Source organism: Mycobacterium sp. pV006 (assembly GCF_041287115.1).
GTDB lineage: Bacteria > Actinomycetota > Actinomycetes > Mycobacteriales > Mycobacteriaceae > Mycobacterium.
The window spans coordinates 102,066-125,909 of sequence record NZ_JBGGKT010000009.1 but is presented as its reverse complement, the minus strand read 5'-3'; the positions used below and the strand labels follow the sequence as shown (position 1 = coordinate 125,909).

21 protein-coding genes are annotated in these 23,844 nt (G+C 69.0%); 11 read left to right on the top strand and 10 right to left on the bottom strand.

Translation table 11 applies throughout. The features are described from left to right. Nucleotides 1-6: 6 nt before the first annotated feature. Nucleotides 7-681 (bottom strand): TrkA family potassium uptake protein, encoded by a 675-nt coding sequence (locus ACAG25_RS15525; RefSeq protein ID WP_370489355.1) that lies wholly within the window; start codon nt 679-681, stop codon nt 7-9. A 117-nt stretch (nt 682-798) separates the two neighbouring features. Between ACAG25_RS15525 and ACAG25_RS15520 the strand changes: the two genes are divergently transcribed. Genes ACAG25_RS15520 through ACAG25_RS15510 form a run of 3 tightly spaced genes read left to right on the top strand, consistent with a single transcriptional unit; the run spans nt 799 to nt 4,576 of the window. Continuing rightward, on the top strand, nt 799-2,793 hold the full coding sequence (locus tag ACAG25_RS15520; RefSeq protein WP_370489354.1) for an APC family permease: 1,995 nt from the start codon (nt 799-801) through the stop codon (nt 2,791-2,793). Further along, nucleotides 2,790-3,998: a class I SAM-dependent RNA methyltransferase gene (locus ACAG25_RS15515; RefSeq protein WP_370489353.1), complete on the top strand. Its 1,209-nt coding sequence runs from the start codon at nt 2,790-2,792 to the stop codon at nt 3,996-3,998. The genes ACAG25_RS15520 and ACAG25_RS15515 overlap by 4 nt, the downstream gene beginning before the upstream one ends. Beyond that, the gene (locus ACAG25_RS15510) at nt 3,995-4,576 is read left to right on the top strand and encodes a hypothetical protein (RefSeq protein WP_370489352.1); all 582 of its coding nucleotides are present in this window, start codon (nt 3,995-3,997) and stop codon (nt 4,574-4,576) included. The genes ACAG25_RS15515 and ACAG25_RS15510 overlap by 4 nt, the downstream gene beginning before the upstream one ends. Here ACAG25_RS15510 and ehuA read toward each other — a convergent pair. The 5 genes from ehuA to ACAG25_RS15485 form a co-directional block, all read right to left on the bottom strand. Next, nucleotides 4,573-5,337, bottom strand: a complete 765-nt coding sequence (gene ehuA / locus ACAG25_RS15505) for an ectoine/hydroxyectoine ABC transporter ATP-binding protein EhuA (protein ID WP_370489351.1) — start codon at nt 5,335-5,337, stop codon at nt 4,573-4,575. The genes ACAG25_RS15510 and ehuA overlap by 4 nt on opposite strands. Nucleotides 5,338-5,353: 16 nt before the next feature. Further along, nucleotides 5,354-6,022 carry an ectoine/hydroxyectoine ABC transporter permease subunit EhuD gene (gene ehuD, locus ACAG25_RS15500; protein ID WP_370489350.1) on the bottom strand — a complete coding sequence of 223 codons (669 nt, stop codon included), beginning with the start codon at nt 6,020-6,022 and terminating at the stop codon, nt 5,354-5,356. Then, the gene (gene ehuC, locus ACAG25_RS15495; RefSeq protein ID WP_370489349.1) at nt 6,019-6,717 is read right to left on the bottom strand and encodes an ectoine/hydroxyectoine ABC transporter permease subunit EhuC; all 699 of its coding nucleotides are present in this window, start codon (nt 6,715-6,717) and stop codon (nt 6,019-6,021) included. Before ehuC ends, ehuD begins: the two co-directional genes overlap by 4 nt. 6 nt (nt 6,718-6,723) lie before the next feature. After that, on the bottom strand, nt 6,724-7,626 hold the full coding sequence (ehuB, locus tag ACAG25_RS15490) for an ectoine/hydroxyectoine ABC transporter substrate-binding protein EhuB (protein WP_370489348.1): 903 nt from the start codon (nt 7,624-7,626) through the stop codon (nt 6,724-6,726). A gap of 131 nt (nt 7,627-7,757) precedes the next feature. Next, nucleotides 7,758-9,020, bottom strand: coding sequence for a polysaccharide pyruvyl transferase family protein (locus ACAG25_RS15485; protein WP_370489347.1), 1,263 nt, complete (start codon nt 9,018-9,020; stop codon nt 7,758-7,760). A gap of 113 nt (nt 9,021-9,133) precedes the next feature. Between ACAG25_RS15485 and nhaA the strand changes: the two genes are divergently transcribed. The 4 genes from nhaA to ACAG25_RS15465 are packed head-to-tail and all read left to right on the top strand — an operon-like array spanning nt 9,134 to nt 14,572. Further along, on the top strand, nt 9,134-10,498 hold the full coding sequence (gene nhaA / locus ACAG25_RS15480) for a Na+/H+ antiporter NhaA (RefSeq protein ID WP_370489477.1): 1,365 nt from the start codon (nt 9,134-9,136) through the stop codon (nt 10,496-10,498). Nucleotides 10,499-10,502: 4 nt separating this feature from the next. Continuing rightward, nucleotides 10,503-12,416 carry a 1-deoxy-D-xylulose-5-phosphate synthase gene (gene dxs, locus ACAG25_RS15475; protein WP_370489346.1) on the top strand — a complete coding sequence of 638 codons (1,914 nt, stop codon included), beginning with the start codon at nt 10,503-10,505 and terminating at the stop codon, nt 12,414-12,416. A 35-nt stretch (nt 12,417-12,451) separates the two neighbouring features. Further along, the gene (locus ACAG25_RS15470; RefSeq protein ID WP_370489345.1) at nt 12,452-13,639 is read left to right on the top strand and encodes an alpha/beta hydrolase family protein; all 1,188 of its coding nucleotides are present in this window, start codon (nt 12,452-12,454) and stop codon (nt 13,637-13,639) included. A 15-nt stretch (nt 13,640-13,654) separates the two neighbouring features. Further along, nucleotides 13,655-14,572 carry an alpha/beta fold hydrolase gene (locus tag ACAG25_RS15465; protein WP_370489344.1) on the top strand — a complete coding sequence of 306 codons (918 nt, stop codon included), beginning with the start codon at nt 13,655-13,657 and terminating at the stop codon, nt 14,570-14,572. On the opposite strand, the gene ACAG25_RS15460 is transcribed toward ACAG25_RS15465, so the two are convergent. Both ACAG25_RS15460 and ACAG25_RS15455 read right to left on the bottom strand, forming a co-directional pair. Further along, complete coding sequence (locus tag ACAG25_RS15460; RefSeq protein ID WP_370489343.1) at nt 14,556-15,824, bottom strand: HRDC domain-containing protein; 1,269 nt, start codon at nt 15,822-15,824, stop codon at nt 14,556-14,558. The genes ACAG25_RS15465 and ACAG25_RS15460 overlap by 17 nt on opposite strands. Before the next feature lie 3 nt (nt 15,825-15,827). Beyond that, nucleotides 15,828-16,409: a DUF3000 domain-containing protein gene (locus ACAG25_RS15455; protein WP_370489342.1), complete on the bottom strand. Its 582-nt coding sequence runs from the start codon at nt 16,407-16,409 to the stop codon at nt 15,828-15,830. A 74-nt stretch (nt 16,410-16,483) separates the two neighbouring features. Between ACAG25_RS15455 and hemE the strand changes: the two genes are divergently transcribed. From hemE to ACAG25_RS15435, 4 genes are all read left to right on the top strand, one after another. Beyond that, nucleotides 16,484-17,548, top strand: coding sequence for a uroporphyrinogen decarboxylase (hemE, locus tag ACAG25_RS15450; protein WP_370489476.1), 1,065 nt, complete (start codon nt 16,484-16,486; stop codon nt 17,546-17,548). Beyond that, complete coding sequence (locus ACAG25_RS15445; RefSeq protein WP_370489341.1) at nt 17,545-18,891, top strand: protoporphyrinogen oxidase; 1,347 nt, start codon at nt 17,545-17,547, stop codon at nt 18,889-18,891. The genes hemE and ACAG25_RS15445 overlap by 4 nt, the downstream gene beginning before the upstream one ends. 42 nt (nt 18,892-18,933) lie before the next feature. Next, complete coding sequence (gene hemQ, locus ACAG25_RS15440; protein ID WP_370489340.1) at nt 18,934-19,638, top strand: hydrogen peroxide-dependent heme synthase; 705 nt, start codon at nt 18,934-18,936, stop codon at nt 19,636-19,638. Nucleotides 19,639-19,822: 184 nt separating this feature from the next. After that, a complete protein-coding gene (locus tag ACAG25_RS15435; protein ID WP_370489339.1) occupies nt 19,823-22,159 on the top strand; it encodes a putative bifunctional diguanylate cyclase/phosphodiesterase in 2,337 nt (778 codons plus the stop codon). On the opposite strand, the gene msrB is transcribed toward ACAG25_RS15435, so the two are convergent. Together msrB and aftC are read right to left on the bottom strand one after the other, a co-directional pair. Continuing rightward, a complete protein-coding gene (gene msrB, locus ACAG25_RS15430; protein ID WP_370489338.1) occupies nt 22,111-22,527 on the bottom strand; it encodes a peptide-methionine (R)-S-oxide reductase MsrB in 417 nt (138 codons plus the stop codon). The two genes, ACAG25_RS15435 and msrB, sit on opposite strands and share 49 nt — an antisense overlap. Continuing rightward, nucleotides 22,524-23,816: an arabinofuranan 3-O-arabinosyltransferase gene (gene aftC / locus ACAG25_RS15425; RefSeq protein ID WP_370489337.1), complete on the bottom strand. Its 1,293-nt coding sequence runs from the start codon at nt 23,814-23,816 to the stop codon at nt 22,524-22,526. Before aftC ends, msrB begins: the two co-directional genes overlap by 4 nt. Nucleotides 23,817-23,844 lie beyond the last annotated feature (28 nt).

Sequence of the window (23,844 nt, the reverse complement as noted above, 5' to 3'; positions counted from 1 at the left end):
TGCGCGTCACCGTGCCTCCTCGTCGTCGTTCGGGGGGAGCGCCGCGATGGCCAGGGCCTCGGCGATGTGCCCGGAGACCGCCGCGAGATACACCTGGTCGCCCGCCTGCAGCACCGTCTTGGCCTCCGGTAGCAGACCGGCGCCGAACCGGATCAGAAACGCGACCCGTCCCGCGGTCGCCGCCTCGAGTTCGGTGATGCGCCGTCCCACCCAGTCCTCGTGCAGCGCGAGCTCCGTCACGCCGACGTTGCCGCTGGGGTCGCGCCACTTGGTGGTCTCGGTCTCCCGGGTCAACACGTTGAGCAGGCGGTCGGTGGTCCACGGCACGGTCGCGACCGTCGGAATGCCGAGGCGCTCGTAGACCGCGGCGCGCTTGGCGTCGTAGATGCGCGCCACGACGCGCTGCACACCGAACGTCTCGCGCGCCACGCGCGCCGAGATGATGTTGGAGTTGTCGCCCGAGGACACCGCCGCGAACGCCCCGGCCCCTTCGATGCCGGCGCGCACCAGCACATCGCGGTCGAAGCCCATCCCGAGCACCCGCTCACCCGGGAAGTCGGGGGAGAGCCGGTGGAACGCGCTGCTGTCGCGGTCGATGACGGCGACTTCGTGCCCGATCCTGGCCAGGCTGTCGGACAGGGACGCGCCGACGCGACCGCAACCCATCACCACTACCCGCACCTGCCGCGTCCTTCCACCTGCGCCGGTCCTGCGCCGGCGAGTTGCTGGATACCCGTGCTCGGCGCAACGCTACAGCTTCGCGGCGGTTCCGGGTGGGCAGGCATACGCTTGGCTGTCGTGTCCAAGCTTTCGACCGTCGCGCGTCGGCTCGTCCTCGGCAGGCCGTTCCGCAGCGACCGGCTGTCGCACACACTGCTGCCCAAGCGCATCGCTCTTCCGGTCTTCGCGTCGGACGCGCTGTCCTCCACGGCATACGCGCCCGAGGAGATCTTCCTGGTGCTGTCGGTGGCGGGCTTGGCGGCCTATTCGATGGCCCCCTGGATCGGGCTGGCCGTCGCGGCGGTGATGCTCGTGGTGATCGCGAGTTACCGGCAGAACGTGCACGCCTATCCGTCCGGTGGCGGGGACTACGAGGTGGTGACCACCAACCTGGGTCCGACCGCGGGACTGACGGTAGCCAGCGCGCTGCTGGTCGACTATGTGCTCACCGTCGCGGTGTCGATGTCCTCGGCGATGTCGAACATCGGCTCGGCGATCCCGTTCGTCAACCAGCACAAGGTGTTGTTCGCCGTCGTCGCAATCCTGCTGCTGGCCGCGCTGAACATGCGCGGCATCCGGGAGTCCGGCACCGCCTTCGCGATTCCCACCTACGCGTTCATGGCCGGCATGGTGATCATGTTGGGCTGGGGCTTCTTTCAGATCTACGTGCTCGACACCCCGCTGCGCGCCGAGTCCGCGGACTTCGAGATGCACGCCGAGCACGGCAACGTCCTGGGCTTCGCGCTGGTCTTCCTGGTGGCGCGGGCGTTCTCGTCGGGCAGCGCGGCGCTGACCGGGGTGGAGGCCATCAGCAACGGTGTCCCCGCATTCCGGAAACCCAAGTCCCGCAACGCTGCAACCACTCTGCTGATGCTCGGCGGCATCGCGGTGACGTTCTTCATGGGCATCATCCTGCTGGCCCAGGCCACCGGTGTGCAGATCGCCGAACGCCCGCACGAACAGCTCGTCGGCGCGCCGGCGGACTACCACCAGAAGACCCTGATCGCCCAGCTGGCCGACACGGTGTTCCACGACTTCGCGCCCGGGCTCTACCTGATCGCCGGTGTCACCGCGCTGATCCTGGTGCTCGCGGCGAACACGGCCTTCAACGGATTCCCGGTGCTGGGCTCCATCCTGGCGCAGGACCGGTACCTGCCGCGCCAGCTGCACACCCGCGGCGACCGGCTGGCGTTCTCCAACGGCATCCTGTTCCTGGCGTTCGGCGCCGTCGGGTTCGTCGTCGCGTTCGGGGCCGAGGTCACGGCGCTGATCCAGCTCTACATCGTGGGTGTGTTCGTGGCCTTCACCATGAGCCAGTTCGGCATGATGCGGCACTGGACCCGGTTGCTGCGCACCGAAACCGACGCCGCCGCACGCACCCGGATGCACCGGGCCCGGGTGGTCAGCACCGTGGGATGTGTCTGCACGGGGACCGTGCTGGTGATCGTGGTGGTCACCAAGTTCGTGGCGGGCGCCTGGATCGCGATCCTGGCGATGGGGGCGCTGTTCGGTCTGATGCGGTTGATCCACCGCCACTACACCTCGGTCCGGCGCGAACTCGAGACCCAGTCCGAGGAGGCCGCCGACATCGTGCTGCCCAGCCGCAACCACGCCATCGTGCTGGTGTCGAACGTGCATCTGCCGACGCTGCGGGCGCTGGCCTACGCCCGCGCGACCCGTCCCGACACCCTCGAGGCCGTCACGGTCAGCGTCGACGACGCCGAGACCCGCGAGCTGGTGTCGAAGTGGGAGAACAGCGACATCAGCGTGCCGCTGAAGGTCATCGCCTCGCCGTACCGCGAGATCACCCGCCCTGTCCTGGATTACGTCAAACGGATCAGCAAGGAGTCGCCGCGCACCGTGGTCACCGTGTTCATCCCCGAGTACGTCGTCGGCCACTGGTGGGAGCAGGTGCTGCACAACCAGAGCGCGTTGCGGCTCAAGGGCAGACTGCTGTTCATGCCCAACGTGATGGTGACCTCGGTGCCCTGGCAGCTGTCCTCGTCGGAACGGCTCAAGAAGTTGGCGCCGCAGTCCGCGCCGGGCGACGCGCGGAAAGGGTTCCTGGAATGACCGACGCCGACGAGTTGGTGCTGCGCACCGAGGCCGCCGCCAACGGAGGGAAGTGCGTGGCACGCCTGGACGGGCGCGTGGTGTTCGTGCGCTACGCCCTGCCCGGGGAGACGGTGCGGGTCCGGGTGCTCGACCGACGCGCCTCGTACTGGAACGCGGAGGTGACCGAGGTGCTCGACCCGGCGTCGGGGCGCATCGCGTCGCTGTGTCCGATCGCGGGGCCCGAGCAGTCCGGATGCTGCGACCTGGCGTTCGCCGAACCGTCGCACGCGCGCCGAATCAAGGGCGCGGTCGTGGCCAATCAGCTTGCCCGCCTGGGTGATCACCACTGGTGTGACGAGGACTCGGCCGCCGCCGAGCCCGTCGGCGACGGTGCGGCCACCGGCTGGCGCACCCGGGTGCGGCTGGCCACCTCCGACGACGGCCGGGCCGGGTTCCACCGCTACCACAGCGCCGAGCTGGTCCACCGCCTCGACTGTGCCCAGCTGCCCACCGACATGCTCACCGCCGTCGCCGAGACCACTTGGCCGGCCGGCGCGGACGTGCACGTCGTCCTCGACGCGGACGGGACCCGCCACATCGTGACCTCCGGCAGCGGCGGCGGCCACAAGACCGCGGTGGTCGAGGGCGCCTACGAAGCTGTGCAACGGGTGGGCGGGCGGACCTGGCGGATCCCGGTGACCGCGTTCTGGCAGGCCCACCGCGATGCGCCGGAGGTCTACAGCAGGCTGGTCACGGAGTGGGCGCAGCTCGGTCCAGGGATGACCGCCTGGGACTTGTACGGGGGCGCAGGTGTTTTCGCTGCCGCACTGGCGCAGGCGGTGGGGGAGACGGGCCGCGTCGTCACCGTCGACACCTCCCGCGGCGCGTCCCGGTCCGCACGCGCCTCGCTGGCCGATCTGGGTTGGGTGAACGTGGTCAACGATTCGGTCCGCCGCGCGCTGAAGGCGCAGGACCGTCCGGCAGACGTCGCGGTGCTCGATCCGCCCCGCACCGGTGCGGGGCGCGAGGTGATCGACGCCCTGTCGGCGGCCGCGGTGCCGCGCATCGTGCACATCGGTTGTGAGGCAGCATCGTTCGCGCGTGACATCGGTCTGTACCGTGCCCGCGGATACGCGGTCGAGAACCTGCGGGTCTTCGATTCGTTCCCGCTCACCCACCACGTGGAGTGCGTCGCCGTGCTGACCCGGGCGGGCCGGGAATGAGCGAGCAGATCGGTCCGCTTCGACGCGCGTGGTTCGAGTTCGTCGGCCCGGAGACCGGCCCGGCGGGCACCGCGACGATTCTCGGGCTGGCGGGTCTGGGAGGTCTCGACGCGCTGCGCCACACCCGCCGACTGGGTGCGGCCAGGACGACGCTGCTGGCCGTCTGCGCGGTGGACCTGTGGGGCGGTGCGTGGGCGAACAACACCGCGGCCTGCGCCCGCTGGTACGAACGGCCCGGACAGACCGACGCCGATCACCTGCGGTTCGCGCTGGTCCATCTGCACCCGCTGGTGCTGGCCTGGGTCGACGGGGCCGACCGCCGCGGCTGGTGGCATGCCGGCGCGCGTTACGCGTATCTGGTGGCGGCCACGGTGCTGATCCGCCGGTTCCGCGCCCACCGCCGGCCGCTGGGATGGGTGCTGACGGCGGGCGGGGTCGCGCTGGACGCCGCCCTGCAGCCCTACCCGTCGGCACGCTGGTTCGGCCCGGTGTTCTATCTCAAGCTGCTCGCCGGCCACGCCGCCGCGGCCCGCTGGCCCGACGAAACGTTGTCCACCGGAGAGCCGGCGGAAAGTTAACGCTCCTCGAGCACGGCGCGCAGGAACGTGCGGGTGCGTTCCTGCTCGGGTTCGTTGAAGATCTTCGACGGCGGTCCGTCCTCGATGATCACACCGTTGTCGAACATCAGCACCCGATCGGAAACGTCGCGCGCAAAACGCATCTCGTGGGTGACGATGAGCATGGTGATGTCGGTGGTCTCGGCGATCTCGCGCAGCACGTCGAGTACGTCGACCACCAGTTCGGGGTCCAGCGCCGAGGTCACCTCGTCGAGCAGCAGCACGTCGGGCTCCATCGCCAGCGCCCGGGCGATCGCCACCCGCTGCTGCTGCCCACCCGACAGACGGGTCGGGTGGGCGTCGACGAAGTCGGCCATGCCGACCCGTTCGAGCAGTTGGGTGCCGCGGGCCCGGGCGTCGTCCTTGCCGAGGCCGAGCACCGACATCGGTGCCTCGATCACGTTCTCGATGACCGTCATGTTCGGAAACAGGTTGAACTGCTGGAACACCATGCCGATTCGACGTCGGACCCGCCGCAGATACTTCTCCGAGGCGGGCACCAACCGGTCGCCGCGACGCTCGTGGGTCAGCGGCTCACCGCCTACCCAGATCACCCCGTCGGTGACCCGCTCCAGCGTCATCAGCAGCCGCAGGATCGTCGTCTTGCCGGATCCGGACGGCCCGATGAGCGTCACCCGCTCACCGGGCGCGACGGAGAAGTTCATGCCGTCGAGCACGGTCTTGTCGCCGAACTTCTTGACCACGTTCTCGAACCGGACCATCGGGGTGGGCGAATTGTCACTGGGCAAGGCGGATCTCCAGCTTCCTCATCAGGACCGAGGTCGGGTAGCTCGCGGCCAGGAAGATCAGCCCGGCGATGGTGATGGGTTCGATGTAGCGGTAGTTCTGTCCGCCGAACTGGTTGGCCACCGTGACCATCTCGGCCACCCCGATCACGATCAGGAACGGGGTCTCCTTGAACAGCGCGATGATCTGGTTGCCCGTCGACGGCAGGACACGGCGCACCACCTGGGGCAGGATCACCGCGCGCCAGGTGCGGTACGGCGGCAGCGACAACGCGGTGGCGGCCTCCCACTGCCCCGGCGGGATCGCGTCGATGCCGGCGCGGTAGACCTCCGACATGTAGCAGGCGTAGTGCACGCCGAGCACGGCGATGCCGGTGGCCAGCGCACTGGGCCGTACGCCGATGACCGGCAGGCCGAAGTAGACGAAGAACAGCTGGATCGGGATCGGGGTGCTACGAACGAATTCCACGACCGCATAGGTGGGCCAGGAGATCCACCGGCTCTCGGCGCGGCGCAGCAGCACCAGCACCAAGCCGCCGATGATCGCGACCAGCGAGGCCGCTGCGGTGATCCCGAGCGTGTACTTCAGGAATGCCTCGATCAGACCGGGCAGCACGTCGCCGGCGTAGTCCCAGTCCCAGAGGCTGCGTTCGGTGGTCACGGTGTGCCCACCGTCCCGGGCTGGGTGATGACGACGGCTCGGGGTCCCCGGCCCAGGCGCGCGGCGGTGCGGGTCTCCACCCACCGCGTGACCGCGACCAGCGCCTGCGCCAGCACGAAATACACCACCAGCGCGATGCTGAAGGCCGCCATACTGCCCACCTGGAATTGCAGCTGCTTGACCTCGAAGGTCAACTCCGTGATACCGATCAGGTACAGCAGCGACGAACTCTTGAGGATCTGGATCCACAGGTTGCCGAACGGCGGCACCATCTCCGGCAGTGCCTGCGGCAGGATCACCCGCCGCATCCGTCGAAACCGGCCCAGCCCCAACGCGATCGTGGCCTCCCATTGCGGTCTGGGCACCGACGCGATGGCGCCGCGCACGATCTCAGCGCCGTAGGCCCCGAAGTTCAGGCCGAACGCGAGCGTCGCCGCGGCCATCGGTTCGAACCGCAGCCCGAGCTGGGGCAGCACGAAGAAGATCCACAGCAACTGGATCACCAGGGAGGTGCCGCGGAAGAACTCCACGACCGTGCGGGACAGGCCGCGAACGACGACCGAACCCGACAGCGACATCAGCCCGAACACGAACGAGACCACCAGCGCGGCAACGGCGGCCAGGACGGTGTACAGCACCGTCACGCCGGCGCCGTACAGGAAGAGGGGTGCGGCGTCGGCGAGTTCGGCGAGCACCGGGGCTCAGCCCTGGCAGAGCTGCTCGGCGGTCAGGTCCGGATCGGGACGTTCGGCCTCGGTGAAACCGAAGGGTTCGACGAGTTCCAGCCACTTCGGGCTGCGGATCAGTTCGGCCAGCTTCTCGTTGAATGCCTCGCGCAGCGCGGTGTCGTTCTGCCGGAAGACCGCCGCGCCGGCCCCGATCTGCTCCTCGCCGTCGATGACGGGCACAAACGCCTCGGCGACTTCGACGGTGTTGTCCCCGGAGGCCAAGGCGCGCAACGAGATACTGGTCAGAGCGAACGCATCGGCGCGGCCGGACTTGACCGCGTCGAGGCCGGCCTGTTGATCGGCGACGATCTGCAGCCGGTCGTCGGGAACGCCGGAGCCCTTCGCCTGGTCGACCTCCACGGCGCCGTTCATCACGGCCAGCCGCGCGTCACCGTCGGCGATCGACGCGTAGTCGGTGAGGTTCTTCGGGTTGCCGCTCGGCACCAGCAGCGACGTCGTCGCGACGTACACCGGGTTGCTGAACGCTGCCTGGGTGCAGCGCTGCGGGGTGATGAACATGCCCGCGGTCACCACGTCGACGCGTTCGGAGTTCAGCGCCTGGATCAGGGAACCGAACTCGAACAGGTGCGGTTCCAAGGTGATGCCGCCGATCTGGTCGAAGATGTAGCCGTGGACGGCCGGGTCCTGGCCCACCAGTTGCCCGTTCTCGCGGTAGGCGTACGGGCGCTCGTTGGCGAAGCCGACGTTGATCGACTTGTCCGCCTTGATCCGCTCGAGCGTGGAGCCCTCGCCGGTCGGGTTGCCGGTGCCCGGCTCCGTGGTCGAACAGGCGCCCGTGGCGACCAGCGCCGCGGCCAGGCCACCGGCGGTCAACGCGCGCAACAGGGCGGGGAGTCGGACGGCGGGCATCTTCATCTCGAACCTCTCGTCGCATCGTCACGTCGAGGATCACGGTGCGGTGCTGCGTCTGGTCACACGCACGCGCGTCGGCACCAAACCGTAATCCTTACCGGTACACCGACGTTAGGGCCGGGAGCTGCGGGAAGTCAAAACCCACGGGTAGCCGAGCGTGTCGCACCGGTCCGGCGGCGCAGCAGTTCCGGGACCCGGCGTCGTGACGTTGGCGGTGGGTAGATCCGCGCCGCCAAGCTCGTCTTCTCCCGCGTCATCGCCGCCACCTTCTCGGGGCGGAAACCGCCACCGGTCACCGGTGCGTTCGGCAGATCGTCGGAATCACTGAGGAGCCAACCGGATCCATGCTCGGCCAGGGTCTGGTGCTTGACCGGGTAATAGTCTGCGCGACCGGTGAGCGCGATGCCGGACACACCGCGTGCGGCCGCGAGCAGGTGGTGGTGGAAACGGGTCGTGACCCAGATCTGGCCGGGCACCGCCGGCAGACCTGTCCTCCACAGGTGGCTGAACGGCATGAATTCCGCACCCGGCACCAGATGCGAGATCCGGTCGAACACCACGCGGTCGGCGCCGGGGATGCTCTCGACGAACGCCACGTCGGCCCCGTCCAGACCCCACGACTCGACGAGCCGCGATGCCGCGTCGGCCAATCCGTCCACGCCGCGCCCACCGGCGAAGTCGTCCATCAGGTCGCTCTGCAGACAGAAGACCACCCGACGGCGGGCCGCCTCGCACTCGTCGTCGTACACGTCGCTGTGGCCCAGACCCAGCCAGGCGTCGTCGCCGGTCTGGGTGAGCCGGTCACCGATACCGGCGAGCACGTCGTAGGACGCCTGGTCACGGACGTCGAAAGTGGCGAACCGCTGCGCATACGCGATCAGCAGCGCGCGGCGTTGTTCGTCACCCACCGGCAGCAGTCCCTGCCCGGTCGCCACCAGCCGCGCGCCGGCCCGGTCGGCACCTGCCGCCGCGGCGGCAAGCAGCGCCAGATGGTGCGGCCACACCGCGTTGATGTAGCCACCGCCGACCACGTGCACGACGTCGGCGCGCGCGAGCAGTTCGACACCGCACACCAACTTGGGCATCCGGCCGGGTTCGCCGATCACCGCGGCAGCCGCCGCCACCGCATCCACCGGTGGGAGCTCTGCGGTCTCGAAGCAGATCCGCCACAACGTGTCGACGAACGTGACCGACGGGTGCGCGCCGGCCATGAGGACCGCGGCCTGCCCCGGTGTGTGACAGTCGACGATCACCTCGGCGTCGGGCCGGACCCGCGCCAGGTGTCGCAGCCAGGCCCGCACGATGAACTCGTCCCCGTAATTGGGGTGCCCGCTGGGAGCGACGAGGTAGATCGTGTCGCGATCGGCGGCTCGTCTGCCGCCCAAACTTCCCGGCACGCCCGGACCATAGCCCACAGCTTCGGCGACGGGCGTTGAGTGTCGGGGCGGTCGACGATCGCTTACGCTTGAAACCCGGTGTGCCGGGAAGTCTGGTCGGCGATTACCTGACCCTGCCCACCCTCGTCTCGAAGGCACCTGTGACCGACAAGCCCACCCGTGCGATCCTCGGCCGGGGATCGTGGGCCGAGACCAGCCGCATCACCGACATCCTGCGCAAGGAGACCGTCGGGGGCATCGTCCTGCTGGTGGCCGCCGGGGCCGCACTGGTCTGGGCGAACTCACCGTGGGCCGACGCCTACTTCGCGCTGCGCGACACCCGGGTCGGCGGGCAACCGTTCGGGCTGCACCTCGACCTCACGTTGGGCACATGGGCGGCCGACGGTCTGCTGGCGATCTTCTTCTTCATCGTCGGACTGGAGCTCAAGCGCGAGTTCGTCGCCGGTGACCTGCGCGACCCGGCGCGCGCGGTGCTGCCGATCGCCGCCGCCGTCGGGGGCATGGTGGTCCCGGCGTTGATCTTCGTGGCGGTGGTGTCGCAGACCGAACCCGACGCGTTGCGCGGATGGGCGATCCCGACCGCGACCGACATCGCCTTCGCCGTGGCGGTCCTGGCCGTGATCTCCACCCATCTGCCGTCGGCGCTGCGGATCTTCCTGTTGACGCTGGCGGTGGTCGACGACCTGTTGGCCATCCTCGTCATCGCGATCTTCTACACCGAGGACATTGAGGTGTGGGCGCTGGCCGCGGCGCTGGTGCCGCTGCTGGTGTTCACCGTCTGCGTGCAGCGGCGCATCCGTTCCTGGTGGCTGCTGATCCCGCTGGCGTTGGCGACCTGGGTGCTGGTGCACGAATCGGGTGTCCACGCCACCGTGGCGGGCGTGCTGCTGGGGCTGGCGGTGCCCGTGTGGCGCAGTGCGGCCGCGGGCGGGCCGGACGCCGGACCGGGGCTGGCCGAGCACTTCGAGCACCGGCTGCGACCCGTGTCGGCCGGGGTGGCGATCCCGGCGTTCGCGTTCTTCGCCGCGGGCGTGAGCTTCGGCGGGATCAGCGGCCTGACGCATGCGCTGACAGAGCCGGTGGCGCTCGGCATCATCGCCGGTCTGGTGGTCGGGAAACCTCTGGGCATCTTCGGTACCACCCGGCTGCTGGCGTCGGTGACCCGCGCCGAACTGGACTCCTCGTTGCGATGGATCGATGTGCTGGGCATGTCGATGCTGGCGGGCATCGGGTTCACGGTGTCGCTGCTCATCGGGGATCTGGCCTACGGCCTGGGCTCCGAACGTGACGAATTGGTGAAGGTCGGCGTGTTGGCCGGATCTCTGATCGCAGCGGCCGCCGCATCGGTGGTCCTGCTGGCCAGAAACGCCGCTTACCGGCGCATTCACCAGTTGGAGACCACCGACGCCGACGACGACGGCGTACCCGACGTGTACCAGGCTCGACAGGACCGACCTCCTCGGCCGTGCGTAGACTGACGGGATGCTTGAACAGATCCGCGGTCCCGCTGATCTGCAGCACCTCTCGCAGGCTCAACTGGAGGAGTTGGCCCGCGAGATCCGCGACTTCTTGATCCACAAGGTCGCGGCCACCGGTGGACATCTGGGACCCAACCTGGGCGTTGTGGAGCTGACGCTTGCGCTGCACCGTGTCTTCGACTCGCCGTATGACCCGATCCTGTTCGACACGGGACATCAGGCATACGTCCACAAGATGCTCACGGGCCGGTGCCCGGACTTCGAGACGCTGCGCAAGAAGGACGGCCTGTCGGGCTATCCGTCGCGGTCGGAGAGCGAGCACGACTGGGTGGAGTCCAGCCACGCCAGTTCGGCGCTGTCGTATGCCGACGGACTGGCCAAGGCCTTCGAGCTGAGCGGACACCGCAACCGCCACGTCGTTGCTGTCGTCGGTGACGGCGCGCTGACCGGCGGCATGTGCTGGGAGGCGATGAACAACATCGCGGCGTCCCAGCGTCCGGTGGTCATCGTCGTCAACGACAACGGCCGCAGCTACGCACCGACCATCGGTGGCTTCGCCGAGCACCTCGCCGCGCTGCGGCTGCAGCCCGGCTACGAGCGGGTGCTCGAGGAGGGCCGCAAGGCCGTGCGCGGGGTGCCGATCATCGGCGAGTTCTGCTACCAGTGCATGCACAGCATCAAGGCCGGCATCAAGGACGCGTTGTCCCCGCAGGTGATGTTCACCGACCTGGGGTTGAAGTACGTCGGACCGATCGACGGCCACGACGAGCACGCGGTGGAGAGCGCGCTGCGCCATGCCCGGGCCTTCAAGGCTCCCGTCGTGGTCCACGTGGTGACCCGCAAGGGCATGGGCTACGCGCCGGCGGAGAACGACGTCGACGAGCAGATGCACGCGTGCGGCGTCATCGACCCGCAGACGGGTCTGGCCACGTCGGTGTCCGGCCCGGGGTGGACGTCGACGTTCTCCGAGACGCTGCTCCGGTTGGCGGCGAAACGCCGGGACGTCGTCGCGATCACCGCTGCGATGCCGGGCCCGACCGGACTGTCCGCATTCCGCGACCGCTTCCCGGACCGGTTCTTCGACGTCGGCATCGCCGAACAGCACGCCGTGACCTCCGCGGCGGGTCTGGCGATGGGCGGCATGCATCCGGTCGTCGCGGTCTACTCGACGTTCCTGAACCGCGCGTTCGACCAGCTCATGATGGATGTCGCGCTGCACCGCCTACCGGTGACGCTGGTGCTCGACCGGTCCGGTGTGACCGGTCCGGACGGCGCAAGCCACAACGGCATGTGGGACCTGTCGATCCTCAACGTGGTCCCGGGGATGCGGGTGGCCGCGCCGCGCGACGGTGCCCGGCTGCGCGAGGAACTCGCCGAGGCGCTCGACGTCAACGACGGGCCCACCGCGCTGCGATTCCCGAAAGGCGACATCGGCGAGGACATTCCTGCGCTCGAACGGCGCGACGGAGTCGACGTGCTCGCGGTCCCGGACCGCGACTCCGCCGAGGACGTGCTGATCGTGGCGGTCGGTCCGTTCGCCGCCATGGCGCTGGCCGTCGCCGAACGGTTGCGCACGCACGGCATCGGCGTCACGGTGGTCGACCCGCGCTGGGTGCTGCCGATCTCCGATGTCGTGGTCTCGCTGGCCAAGCGCCACAAGCTGGTCGTCACCCTCGAGGACAACGGGGTGCAGGGCGGCGTGGGCTCGGCGGTCTCGGGTGCGTTGCGCCGCGCCGAGGTCGACGTGCCGTGCCGGGACGCCGCGCTGCCGCAGCGGTTCTTCGACCACGCGTCGCGCGGCGAGGTGCTCAGCGAGGTGGGGCTGACCGAGCGCAACATCGCCCGCCAGATCACCGGCTGGGTGTCCGCGCTCGGTAACGCCGCCGGCGACCGGGCGATCAGCGAACACATCGACTGACCGGACGGGTACGACCGCCCGATAGGGTGGTGGTCATGAGACCGCTTGTCGCCGTACGGATTGTCGTCGTCGTCGCCCTGATCGCAGCTGCTCTGGTCGCGGTTCCGGGGACGGCGTCCGCGGCGCCGCGCTGGTCGGGTATGGACGCGCGCACCTACACCGGGCCGATCTCCGAGCCCGGCGCACTGATCGAGACGGTGCCGCTGGATCCCGAACTGTCGGTGGCCGGTGCGGCCGCGGCCTACCGCATCCTGTACGCCACCATCGATCAGCACGACCGGCCCGCGGTCGCGACAGCCGCGGTGTTCGTCCCGAAAACGCCCGCCCCGCAGGGCGGTTGGCCGGTCATCGCGTGGGCGCACGGGACCGTCGGACTCGGTGACGAGTGCACCCCGTCGGCACACCCGCGCAGCGGGCGCGACGGCGAATACCTGACCCACTGGCTCGACCAGGGCTACGCGGTGGTCGCCGCCGACTACACCGGCCTCGGCACCCCAGGTCTGATGAGCTATCTCAACAGCATCACCACCGCCCGCAGCGTCACCGACGCCGTGGTGGCCGCCCACCGCATGGACCTGCCACTGTCGCCGAAATGGGCGGTGGTGGGGCAGTCCCAGGGCGGCGGTGCCGCCGTCGCCACGGCGCGGTGGGCCACCGAGTTCAGCGCCGGGTCCGGGTTGGATTACCGGGGCGTCGTGGCCACCGGCACCCCGGCCACCGTGGAGACCCTGGTCAAGCAAGCCGGACCGGACATGGCGGTGCCGCCCGAGCTGGGTCCGGTCGCGACCGCCTACGCCTCCTACATCGTCGCGGCGCTGCGCGACGCCCGCCCGGACCTCGACATCGACTCGGTGTTGTCCCCGGCCGGCCGCACCGCCGCAGACCAGGCCGAAACCCTGTGCCTGGCCGACCTTTCCGCCCAACTGACCGGTACCACGGTACCGGGTCTGTTCAGCGCACCGATCGCGTCCCTCCCCGGTGCCGCGGACGCCATCGACGAGTTCATGGGTATCCCGGCCGACGGCTACGACCGCCCGATCTTCCTCGGGGTGGGCCTGCAAGATCGCGACGTGCCGCCCAGTCTGACGATGCGGTTCAACGACCAGCTGGTCGCCCACGGTCAGCAGGTGACGCTGAAGGTGTATCCGGACCAGGACCACAGCGGCACGGTGCTGGCCTCGCTGCCGGACTCCACGCCGTTTCTGGCAGAACAGCTGCGCTGAGCGCAGACTCAGGTGATGGACCCCGAACTGGCCCGCTGGCGTGAAGCCGGAGACTACTTCGACTATCTGGGTTTCGACATCTTCTACCGGGTGGCCGGACGTCCGCTCGGCACCGGACCGCACCTGCTGCTGATCCACGGCTATCCGTTCAACACCTTCGACTGGGAGCCGATCTGGGCGGAACTCACGGCCCGCTTCAGCGTCATCGCGCCCGATCTGCTGGGTCTGGGGTTCTCGGCGAAACCCGTGGCATACCGATATTCGGTCAGCGACCACGCCGACATGCACGAGGCGTTGCTCGCACATCTGGGGGTGCGCGCCGCGCATGTCCTGGCCCACGACCTCGGTGACTCGGTCGGCCAGGAACTCCTGGCCCGCAAGGAGTTCGGTGAACAGCACTACGGCGCGTGGGACATCGAGTCGATCACCTGGCTGAACGGCGGACTGTTCCACGAGGCCTACACGCCGCGCATGATGCAGAAGCTGATGTCCGGCACAGTGATCGGGGACCTGCTCAGCCCGTTGCAGGGCAGCGCGGTGTCACGTCGCGTCCTGGAACCCACCATCAACGAGATGTTCGGACCCCACACCAAACCGACACGCCACATGCTCGAGGTGTTCCACCAGATTTTGGAGTTCAACGACGGAAAAGGGGTGCTGCACAAAGTCGGTCGGTTCCTCGAGGATCGCTACGTCCACCGCAACCGGTGGGTCCGGGCGATGCGGCAGACCGCGGTGCCGATGCGGCTGATCGACGGCCCGGCCGACCCGAACTCCGGGGCGCACATGGCGCGGCGCTACGCAGAGGTGATCCCGGATCCCGACGTGGTGATGCTCGCCGACGACATCGGTCACTGGCCCCAGATCGAGGCGCCCGAAGCGGTGCTGACCCACTTCCTCGACCACATCGACCGCGTCACGGCTGCGCGGTAGCCAACGCCTGCGCGATCACCGGCACGGTCAGCTCGCGCTGCCACGGCCGCGCCGAACATGATTGCAGGAACTCGTCGACCGCACCTTCGATGTCACCGACCGGCGACCAGTCCCAACACAAACGTCGCACGCAATCGGGGGACAGCAGGTTCTCCACGGGCACCGAAACCTGCTGTGCCAGCTCGGTCAATGCGGCCTTGACCGCCTCCAGCCGTGCGGCGGCCTCCGGCTTGCGCCGCGCCCATCGCGACGCGGGCGGCGGTCCGTTGGACGGCTCCTGCGACGACGGGCGCTCCGCCGTGCGGGCGCGGGCCAGTGCGTCGAGCCACACCTGCGCACTGCGCCGCTGCCGCGAGCCGCCGAAAATCGGTAGAGCGGTGAGCTTTTCGACGGTGTCCGGATCGGCGGTGGCGGCGCTGACCAGTGCGCTGTCGGGCAGGATGCGCCCCGGGGCGATGTCGCGGCGGCGAGCGATCTGGTCGCGGGTGAGCCACAGTTCCCGCACCGCGGCGAGCGCGCGTGGGTCCCGCACCTTGTGGATGCCGGAGGTGCGGCGCCAGCGGTCCCGCCGGGTGGGGGTGGCCTCGATGGTGCGCAGATGCTCGAATTCCTGTCGCGCCCATTCCGTTTTGCCCTGCTCCTCGAGCACGGAGGCGATCGCGTCGCGCAGCTCGGCGAGCACCTCGACGTCGAGCGCGGCGTAATTGAGCCAGTCGTCGGGAAGCGGACGCTTCGACCAGTCCGCGGCGCCGTGGCCCTTGGTCAGGTGCAGACCGAGCATCCGCTCCACCATCGCCGCGAGGTTGACCCGGTCGAAATTGGCGAGCCGCCCGGCGAGTTCGGTGTCGTACAACGCGCCCGGCGCCATCCCGACCTCGGCCAGACACGGCAGATCCTGGTCGGCGGCGTGCAGCACCCATTCGTCGGTGGCCAGTACCGCGGCCACCGGCGCCAGGACCTCGAGCGAGTCACCGCCGTGGCTGACGGGATCAATCAGCACGGTGCCGGCGTTGCGGCGGCGGATCTGGATCAGGTAAGCGCGATTGGAATAGCGGAAACCGGATGCGCGTTCGGCGTCGACAGCGAACGGACCGGTTCCCGAGGCCAGCAGGTCGGCCGCCCGCGCGATCTCCATGCGGCTGGCGGACACCCCCGGTACTCCATCGCGGGGCGCGAGCAGCGGTTCGGCGTCCGGTCCCGCCGCGTCATCGGAAGCGTCGACGGCGGAATCCGCCGGTTCGATGTCGGACATCGGTCAGGCGCGGGTCCGCGAACTCAGGTCGGTCACACCCGCCGGCGGCAGGCCGGCGGCATGCTCGAGCACCTCGCAGAACGCCTGGACGTGGGGACCCAGATCCAGCGTCGTCGCCGTCCAAGAGGCGCGCAGTTCGAGTTGATGGGCCCGCGGCGGTCCGGAGATGTCGCCGTAGCGGACCGACGTGGTGGCCGTGACGGTGCCGCCGAGGGCGGTCACGTGCTCAGCGCGTTCCTGGAGCGCGTCGACCAGCCAACTCCAAGCCACCTCGGGCAGCAGCGGGTCGACGGCCTCGCTGGAATCCAGATCGGCCTGGATGTAGGCGACCAGGCGCATCGTGCCGTCCCACGCGTCGGCGCCCTCGGGATCGTGCAGCAGGATCAGCCGGCCGAAGGCGTCCCCCTCGGAGCGCTCCGGCACGACCGTGGTCTCGGCATGCTTGACCTCGGCACCCAACGCATAGCTGTACGGCGCAAGGCGCTGCGGCGGACGGATCGGGCCCAGCTCGATCTCCGGCCGGACGGTGGTGGCACTCATGGCCGCCACGGCTTCACGGAATTGAGCCGGTTCGGCGGTGGTCACAACCTCTGACGCTAGTCGATCGCGTCGGCTGTGGCCGCAGGCGCGCCGAGACGCGCATGGCAGCATGGACGGCGATGAACACGCGCCGCGAGCTGCCCGAATCGCCGTACCTGGCTGCCGTCGCCGGCCGCAAACCCCACCGTGTGCCGGTGTGGATGATGCGGCAGGCCGGACGGTCACTGCCGGAGTACCGCGAGCTGCGGGCCAAGAACACCATGATGCAGGCCTGCTTCGATGCCGACCTGATCACCGAAATCACCCTGCAGCCGGTCCGCCGGCACGACGTGGACGCGGCGATCCTGTTCTCCGACATCGTCGTGCCCCTGCGCGCCGCCGGTATCGGGTTGGACATCGTGCCCGACGTCGGCCCGGTGATCGACCACCCGATCCGCACCGCCGACGACGTCGCGGCGATCGGTGAACTGCACCGAGAGCAGGTCGAACCGGTGTCCACGGCGGTGATGCGGCTGACCCACGACCTCGGCAACGTGCCGCTCATCGGGTTCGCGGGCGCACCGTTCACCCTGGCGTCCTACCTGGTCGAGGGCGGGCCCAGCCGCAACCACGAGCACACCAAGGCGATGATGTTCGGTGCGCCGGAGCTGTGGCACGCGTTGATGTCCGCGCTGACCGACATCACCATCGCGTTCCTGGAGGTCCAGCTCGATGCCGGGGTCGACGCGATCCAGGTGTTCGACTCGTGGGCCGGGACCCTGTCGCTGGTGGACTACCGCACCTACGTCCTGCCGCACAGCGCCCGGGTGTTCGCGACCCTGGCGCATCATGGCGTACCGATGACCCACTTCGGGGTCGGCACCGCCGAGTTGCTCGGTGCCATGTCGGAGGCGGTCACCGGGCACGACACCCCCGCTGTGGTCGGGGTGGACTGGCGGACGTCGCTGACCGCGGCGGCGGGCCGGGTGCAGCCCGGTGTCGCGCTGCAGGGCAACCTCGACCCGGTGGTGCTGCTGGCGGGGTGGCCCGTGGTGCAGCGCGCGGTGCGCGCCGTGGTCGAGGACGGCCGCCGTGCGATGGATGCCGGCGTGTCCGGCCACGTGTTCAACCTCGGTCACGGGGTGCTGCCCTCCACCGACCCGGGCATCATCACCGACACCGTGGCGCTGGTGCACGAGTTGTGAGCCGGTCGTTCTGCGTCGTCGGCGGGGGAATCTCCGGCTTGGTGGCCGCCTATCGGCTGCGCGTGATGGCCGGCCCTCGGGCGTCGATCACGCTGTTGGATCCCGCGGACCGGCTGGGCGGCGTGCTGCGCACCGAGCGCATCGCCGGTCAGCCGCTGGACGTGGGCGCTGAGGCTTTCGTGGCGCGCCGACCGGAAGTGCCGGCGCTGCTGGGGGAGCTGGGTCTGGCCGAGAAACAGATCGCCACCACGGGTGTGCGTCCCCTGATCTACTGCGGCGACCGACTCCACGCTCTGCCCAAGGACACCGTCAACGGCATCCCGTCGCGCGCCGACGCCCTGACCGGGCTGGTCGACGACGCGACCATCCGCTGGATGCGCGACGAGCCGAGCCGACCCCTGTCGTGGAGCGCAGGCGCCGATCCCACGGTGGCGGAGCTGGTCGGCGACCGGTTCGGCGAGCAGGTGGTGACCCGTTCGGTGGATCCGCTGCTGGCCGGTGTGTACGCCGGCTCAGCGGCGACGATCGGCCTGCGTGCCGCGGCGCCGACCGTCGCCGCGGCCCTGGATCGCGGCGCGCGCAGTCTCACCGAGGCCGTCGGTGCGGCGCTTCCGCCACCGCTGCCGGGTTCGGTGTTCGGTGCCGTCGAGGGCGGTTACCAGGTGCTGCTCGACGAACTGGTGCGCCGCGCGGATGCGACGTGGGCGCAGGTGACGGTGTGCGAGGTGCATCGCCGGGACTCGGGGTGGGAACTCGTCGACGACGAAGGCGGCCGCTGGTCGGCCGACGCGGTCGTGCTGGCCGTCCCCGCGCCCCGGCTGGCGCGACTGGTCGAGGGCGTCGCCCCGGACAGTGCCGCGGCAGCGCGCCGGATCCCGGTGGCATCGGCGGCTGTGGTGGCGCTGGCCCTGCCCGGCGGTACGCCGCTGCCGCAGCAGTCCGGGGTGCTGGTGGCCGGGCGGACACGGCTGCACACGAAAGCCGTCACCTTGTCGTCGCGCAAGTGGGGTCGGCGCGGCAACGCCGAGATGGTGCGGTTGTCGTTCGGCCGCTTCGGTGACGATCTGGCCCGCAGCGTCGGTGACGACGAACTGCTGGACTGGTCGGCCCAGGATCTGCAGACCCTGTTCGGGATCGACGTCGAACCCGAGGACACCCGGGTGGCGCGCTGGATCGATGCGATGCCGCAGTACGGTCCCGGTCACGCCGGCCTGGTCGCGGAGATTCGCGCCGGACTTCCGCCGACACTGGCGGTGGCCGGGGCGTACCTGGACGGGATCGGGGTGCCGGCCTGCGTTGCGGCGGCCACCCGCGCGGTGGCCGGCCTGCATCTGGCTACCTGACGGGGTGCTCTGAGGGAACTCGCTGCGTGGCACGATGGAGGCATGTCCAAGCTCGATTTCGACGCCCTCAACGCCACCATCCGGTACCTCATGTTCTCGGTGTTCTCGGTGACTCCCGGTGAACTCGACCGTGGCGACGACGCGCGCGCAGCCATCGTCGACGAGACGGCGACGTTCTTCAAACAGCAGGAGGACAAGGGCGTGGTCGTGCGCGGCCTCTACGACATCGCGGGGATGCGCGCCGACGCGGACTTCATGATCTGGACGCACGCCGAGAACGTCGAGGCCCTGCAGGCCACCTACTCGGACTTCCGTCGCACCACCACGATGGGTAGGGCCGCCACCCCGTTCTGGAGCAACGTGGCACTGCACCGGCCCGCCGAATTCAACAAGAGCCACATCCCGGCGTTCCTCGCCGGCGAGGAACCCGGCGCGTACATCTGCGTGTATCCGTTCGTGCGTTCCCTGGACTGGTATCTGCTGCCCGACGAGGAGCGCCGGCGGATGCTGGCCGAACACGGTATGGCCGCGCGCGGCTACAAGGACGTCCGCGCCAACACCGTGCCGTCGTTCGCCCTCGGCGACTACGAATGGCTGCTCGCGTTCGAGGCTCCCGAGTTGCACCGCATCGTCGACCTGATGCGGGACCTGCGGGCCACCGACGCGCGCCGTCATGTCCGGGAGGAGACACCGTTCTTCACCGGTCCCCGGGTCTCGGTCGAGCAGTTGGTCACCGCGCTGCCGTAGGTTTGCTGCCAGGACGGTCGTGGCTGCTGCGACGACTCGGGTGCAAATAGCTGCGAGCGTAAATTCTTCGTAAATTGTACTGAAAATCCCGTGCCTTGGCCTTTTGAGCGGGAGCAATCGGCAAATAGGTCGGTTTGGTGTCGGTCTGTCACCATGCGGTAGGTGTCGTTGCTAAGCTCTGGCAATGCCGAACCTGCGCGGGGTGACGGCGGGTGCCGTCGTCGTGGGCGCGGCGTACGCCGTCTGGCTGCTCACCGACTGGGGCGGCCACGAGGTCATCCGTCTGGTCGACGACCTGGGCCTCGTCGTGTTCTCGACCTTCGCCGCTGTCTGCGCTGCGGTCGCCGCGCGGCGTGCGCGCGGACGCGACCGTGCCGCCTGGCTGGCGATGACGCTGGCCACCGTCTCGTGGGGCCTGGGCAGCATCGTCTGGACGTATATCCACGTGACCACAGCCTCGCATCCGGCGATGTCCTGGGCCGATGCCGGCTACGTCGGTTTTCTGATCGGTGCCGGTGCCTGCCTGGTGTTCCTGCTGTCGGCGTCGCCGCCGCGGGTCCAGGTGCGTCTGCTACTCGACGGCGTGATCGTCGGTGCTGCGCTGTTCGGTCTGGTCTGGGTGACGGTGTTGCAGACCGTGCATTCCCTGCGCGCCGAACGATCCGCGGATCTGGCCATGGCCGTGGCCTATCCGGTCGTCGACATCGCGCTGATCACCGTCGCCGTGCTGATGCTCACCCGCGCACCGGCAGGGCAGCGGCGGCGGCTGGGCTGGCTGACCGCCGGATTGACCTTGATCGCGGCGTCCGACACCGCCTATGTGTACCTGACTGCGGTCGACACCGAGAACCACTACCACGTCATCGCGATCGGCTGGGCGTGGGGCTTCCTGTGCATCGGTCGGGCCGCTCTGCAGACCCTGGCCCCGGAGGTCGATTCCGCCGACACCTACCCGGTGCCGTCGCGCTTCTCGATGTGGCTGCCCTACTTGCCGGTAGTGCTGTCGGTGGTGTTGTGCACGCCGCTGCTGATCGACGGCATCGGACCCGTGATCGTCGCCGCGGCGGTGACCGTGGTGGCCGTGCTGATTCGGCAGTTCCTCGTCCTTGCCGAGAATCGGCGTCTGCTCGCCGAAGTCGCGCACAGGGCCCTGCAGGACCCGTCGACCGGGTTGGCGAACCGCACCCTGTTCCTGGACCGGCTCGCGCACGCCGTGCAGTTGCACCAGCGTCACGCGTTGGACGTCACGCTGCTGGTGGTCGACCTCGACGACTTCCGGGTGATCAACGAGACATTCGGCCATCGGGCCGGGGACATGCTGCTGATCCGGGTCGCCGAACGCATCGTGGGGGCCCTGCGCCCCAGCGACACCGTCGCCCGCATCGGCGGTGACGAGTTCGCCGCCATCCTGATGGGGGATCTCGACGCCTCCCGCGACACCGCCGAGGACGTGGTCGACGCTTTCGACCGGCCGTTCGTCATCGACGGACAGGAACTGCGGTTACGGGCCGGGGTCGGTCTGGCCACCACCAACGACACCGAGCACGACCTGTCCGCCGACGTACTGCACAAGCGGGCCGAGGTCGCGCTCGAGGCAGCCAAGCACGCGCGGAACGGGCGGCTGGTGGCATACAACGTCGGCATGGAGTCCGGTCAGCCGGTGACACCGCACGGCGGCGGTGACGTCGTGGGTTCGGCGCAGCTGCTGTCCGAACTGCGGGCCGCGATCGACCAGGGCGGCCTGAGCGTGGTGTACCAGCCCAAGTTCGACCTGGCCACCTACGAGATCGTCGGTCTGGAGGCGTTGATCCGCTGGCCGCACCCGCGACGGGGACTGCTCGGGCCCGCGCAGTTCCTGCCGCTGGTGCGCCGTCACGGTTTGATGCGGTCCCTGACGTCGGTGGTGCTGTCGGCCGCGCTCGACGACGCGGCCCGGTGGTACCGGATGGGTGTCGGTGTACCGGTGGCCATCAACGTGTTCGCTCCGGCGATCGCCGACACCGGCTTGTGCGAGCAGCTGACCCAGGCACTCGAGGAGCGGGCGTTGCCCCCGGAGTGCCTGACGATCGAGATCACCGAGGATCTGCTGCTGGACAACCTGGGCCGGACCCGTACGGTGTTCGAAGCTCTACGGGCGCAAGGGATTCGCGTCGCCATCGACGACTTCGGCAGCGGCTACTCGGCGCTGTGGTATCTGCGGGAGTTCCCGGTCGACGAGGTCAAGCTCGACCGGGAGTTCATCGCGCCGATCCTCACACATCCCGCGTCGGCCGCGATCGCGCAGGCCGTGATCGGTCTGGCGCACTCGTTGGGCGTCACCCCGGTGGCCGAGGGCGTCGAGAACGCCGAGACGGCGGCCCGGTTGCGGGAGTTCGGGTGCAAGGTGGCCCAGGGGTTCCACTTCAGCGCGCCGTTACCGGCGCCGCAGATCCAGAATCTGCTGCAGGAGCAGAAGTCGCGTGCCGCGGGGGATCAGGAGCCGGCAGGTATCAAACGCAGCGAGATCGAGTTGATGCAGTAGCGCTGGTCGGTCGGCGTCGGGTAGCCCTCACCTTCGAACACGTGACCCAGATGGCTGTGGCAGTTGGCGCACACCACCTCGGTGCGGCGCATGCCCAGCGAGTCGTCGGAGCGCAGCACCACGGCGTCGGAGTTGGCGGGATCGAAAAACGACGGCCAGCCGCAATGCGATTCGAACTTCTCGGTGCTGCGGAACAATTCGGCGCCGCACGCCCGGCACTGGTAGATGCCTTCGGTTTTGGTGTCGGTGTACTCCCCGGTGAAGGGACGTTCGGTACCGGCCCGACGCAACACCGCGAACTCCTCGGGAGTGAGTCGTTCACGCCACTGATCGTCGCTGAGAACCAGCTTGGGACCTGTCGTTGTCATGTTTTCAGGCTACTCGCCGTCGATGAGCGCTCCGTTGATTCTCCTGACAGCCAAAGCGGATCGATGCCGTCCTCGAGACGACCGTCGTTCTTGGCGTCGAGGTAGCGGAACAGCAGGACCGAGAACACCACGACCACCAGCAGCGACCACCCGTAGGTGATCTTCAGGTACTCCAGTGCCCGCCCGGTGGTCGGCCAGTGGTACATCAGCCACCGGTCCATGGTGAGGAACCCGTAGATCGCCAGCCAGGCCACCCAGTTGCGCAGCACCGAGTTCGGCAGCACCACCGTCATCAGGAACGGGAACAGGGCGATCGAGTAGTAGCCCTGCCCCAGCGACAGCACCAGCCACGACGTCGTCAGCAGCACACCGGAGGAGGTCAGCATCCAGAAGAACGTGTCCCGGGTGCGGTAGTAGCGGTACAGCAGGTACAGCGTGGCGCCGCCGATCACCACGAAAGTCAGTCGTAGCAACACGATCAGCCACATCGGCAGCCCGTAGTAGACGCCGTTGCCCAGGATGGAGCTGTTGAAGTAGTCCCGAGTCGACAGGATGTAGGGCACCGTGCGCGTCACGAAGTTCATCGGGTCGCTGACCAAGGGCCAGGCCACCGCGTTGAACACCAGCGGCACCGCGAACGCCGTGACCAACGCGCGCCACTGCCGGTTGAGCAGGGGCAGCAACAGCAACGGCGCCAGCAACGGTTTGACCACCAGCGTCAGACCGATGGCGACGCCGGCCCACCATTCGTGGTGCCGGTTGCCAGGCTGATCGGCGCTGAGCAGCCACCGGAAGAACAGCACCTCCAGCAGCAGCAGGACCCCGTTGATGTTGCCGAATACCAGCGTGTTGGTGACGCTTTCGGTGCAGAACATCGCCAACAGCAGCGCCGGCGCAGCCACCGAGGCCAGGGTGAACTTGAACAACCGCAGCAGGAAGTACGCGGCGAGCACGATGGCCAGGGTGTTGAAGAAGATGAACCAGAACCGCGACGCATCCACGGGCAGGTAGCCGAACGGCGCCATCAGCAGTGTGCCGCCGGGGGGATACAGGTAATGCGGGTCGACGTGGTTGAAGTTCTCGTTGTAGATGTCCCAGCCGAGCTTGAAGTTCACCACGGCCCGGTAGACGGGTGCGAAGTCGTCGGTGATGTAGCCGTTGGTGGCCAGGACGTAGCTGCGGTGGATGATCGACAGGATCGCCAGGGGCCACAGGATCGAGCGCAGTACCGACGAGGTGCTCGGCGGTTCGGTCCGCGGCCGGAAAGCGTTCAGAACAAGATCACGCACGTGCGCACCGTACACCGAGCTTTTTGCC

What these genes read in the sequence shown, in the direction of transcription:
- msrB (WP_370489338.1), bottom strand. Translation starts at nt 22,527, where the DNA reads ATGACAACGACAGGTCCCAAGCTGGTTCTCAGCGACGATCAGTGGCGT.
- ACAG25_RS15470 (WP_370489345.1), top strand. Translation starts at nt 12,452, where the DNA reads ATGAGACCGCTTGTCGCCGTACGGATTGTCGTCGTCGTCGCCCTGATC.
- ACAG25_RS15435 (WP_370489339.1), top strand. Translation starts at nt 19,823, where the DNA reads ATGCCGAACCTGCGCGGGGTGACGGCGGGTGCCGTCGTCGTGGGCGCG.
- ehuA (WP_370489351.1), bottom strand. Translation starts at nt 5,337, where the DNA reads ATGGTCCGGTTCGAGAACGTGGTCAAGAAGTTCGGCGACAAGACCGTG.
- ehuB (WP_370489348.1), bottom strand. Translation starts at nt 7,626, where the DNA reads ATGAAGATGCCCGCCGTCCGACTCCCCGCCCTGTTGCGCGCGTTGACC.
- ACAG25_RS15510 (WP_370489352.1), top strand. Translation starts at nt 3,995, where the DNA reads ATGAGCGAGCAGATCGGTCCGCTTCGACGCGCGTGGTTCGAGTTCGTC.
- ACAG25_RS15515 (WP_370489353.1), top strand. Translation starts at nt 2,790, where the DNA reads ATGACCGACGCCGACGAGTTGGTGCTGCGCACCGAGGCCGCCGCCAAC.
- hemQ (WP_370489340.1), top strand. Translation starts at nt 18,934, where the DNA reads ATGTCCAAGCTCGATTTCGACGCCCTCAACGCCACCATCCGGTACCTC.
- ACAG25_RS15460 (WP_370489343.1), bottom strand. Translation starts at nt 15,824, where the DNA reads ATGTCCGACATCGAACCGGCGGATTCCGCCGTCGACGCTTCCGATGAC.
- hemE (WP_370489476.1), top strand. Translation starts at nt 16,484, where the DNA reads ATGAACACGCGCCGCGAGCTGCCCGAATCGCCGTACCTGGCTGCCGTC.
- ACAG25_RS15465 (WP_370489344.1), top strand. Translation starts at nt 13,655, where the DNA reads ATGGACCCCGAACTGGCCCGCTGGCGTGAAGCCGGAGACTACTTCGAC.
- dxs (WP_370489346.1), top strand. Translation starts at nt 10,503, where the DNA reads ATGCTTGAACAGATCCGCGGTCCCGCTGATCTGCAGCACCTCTCGCAG.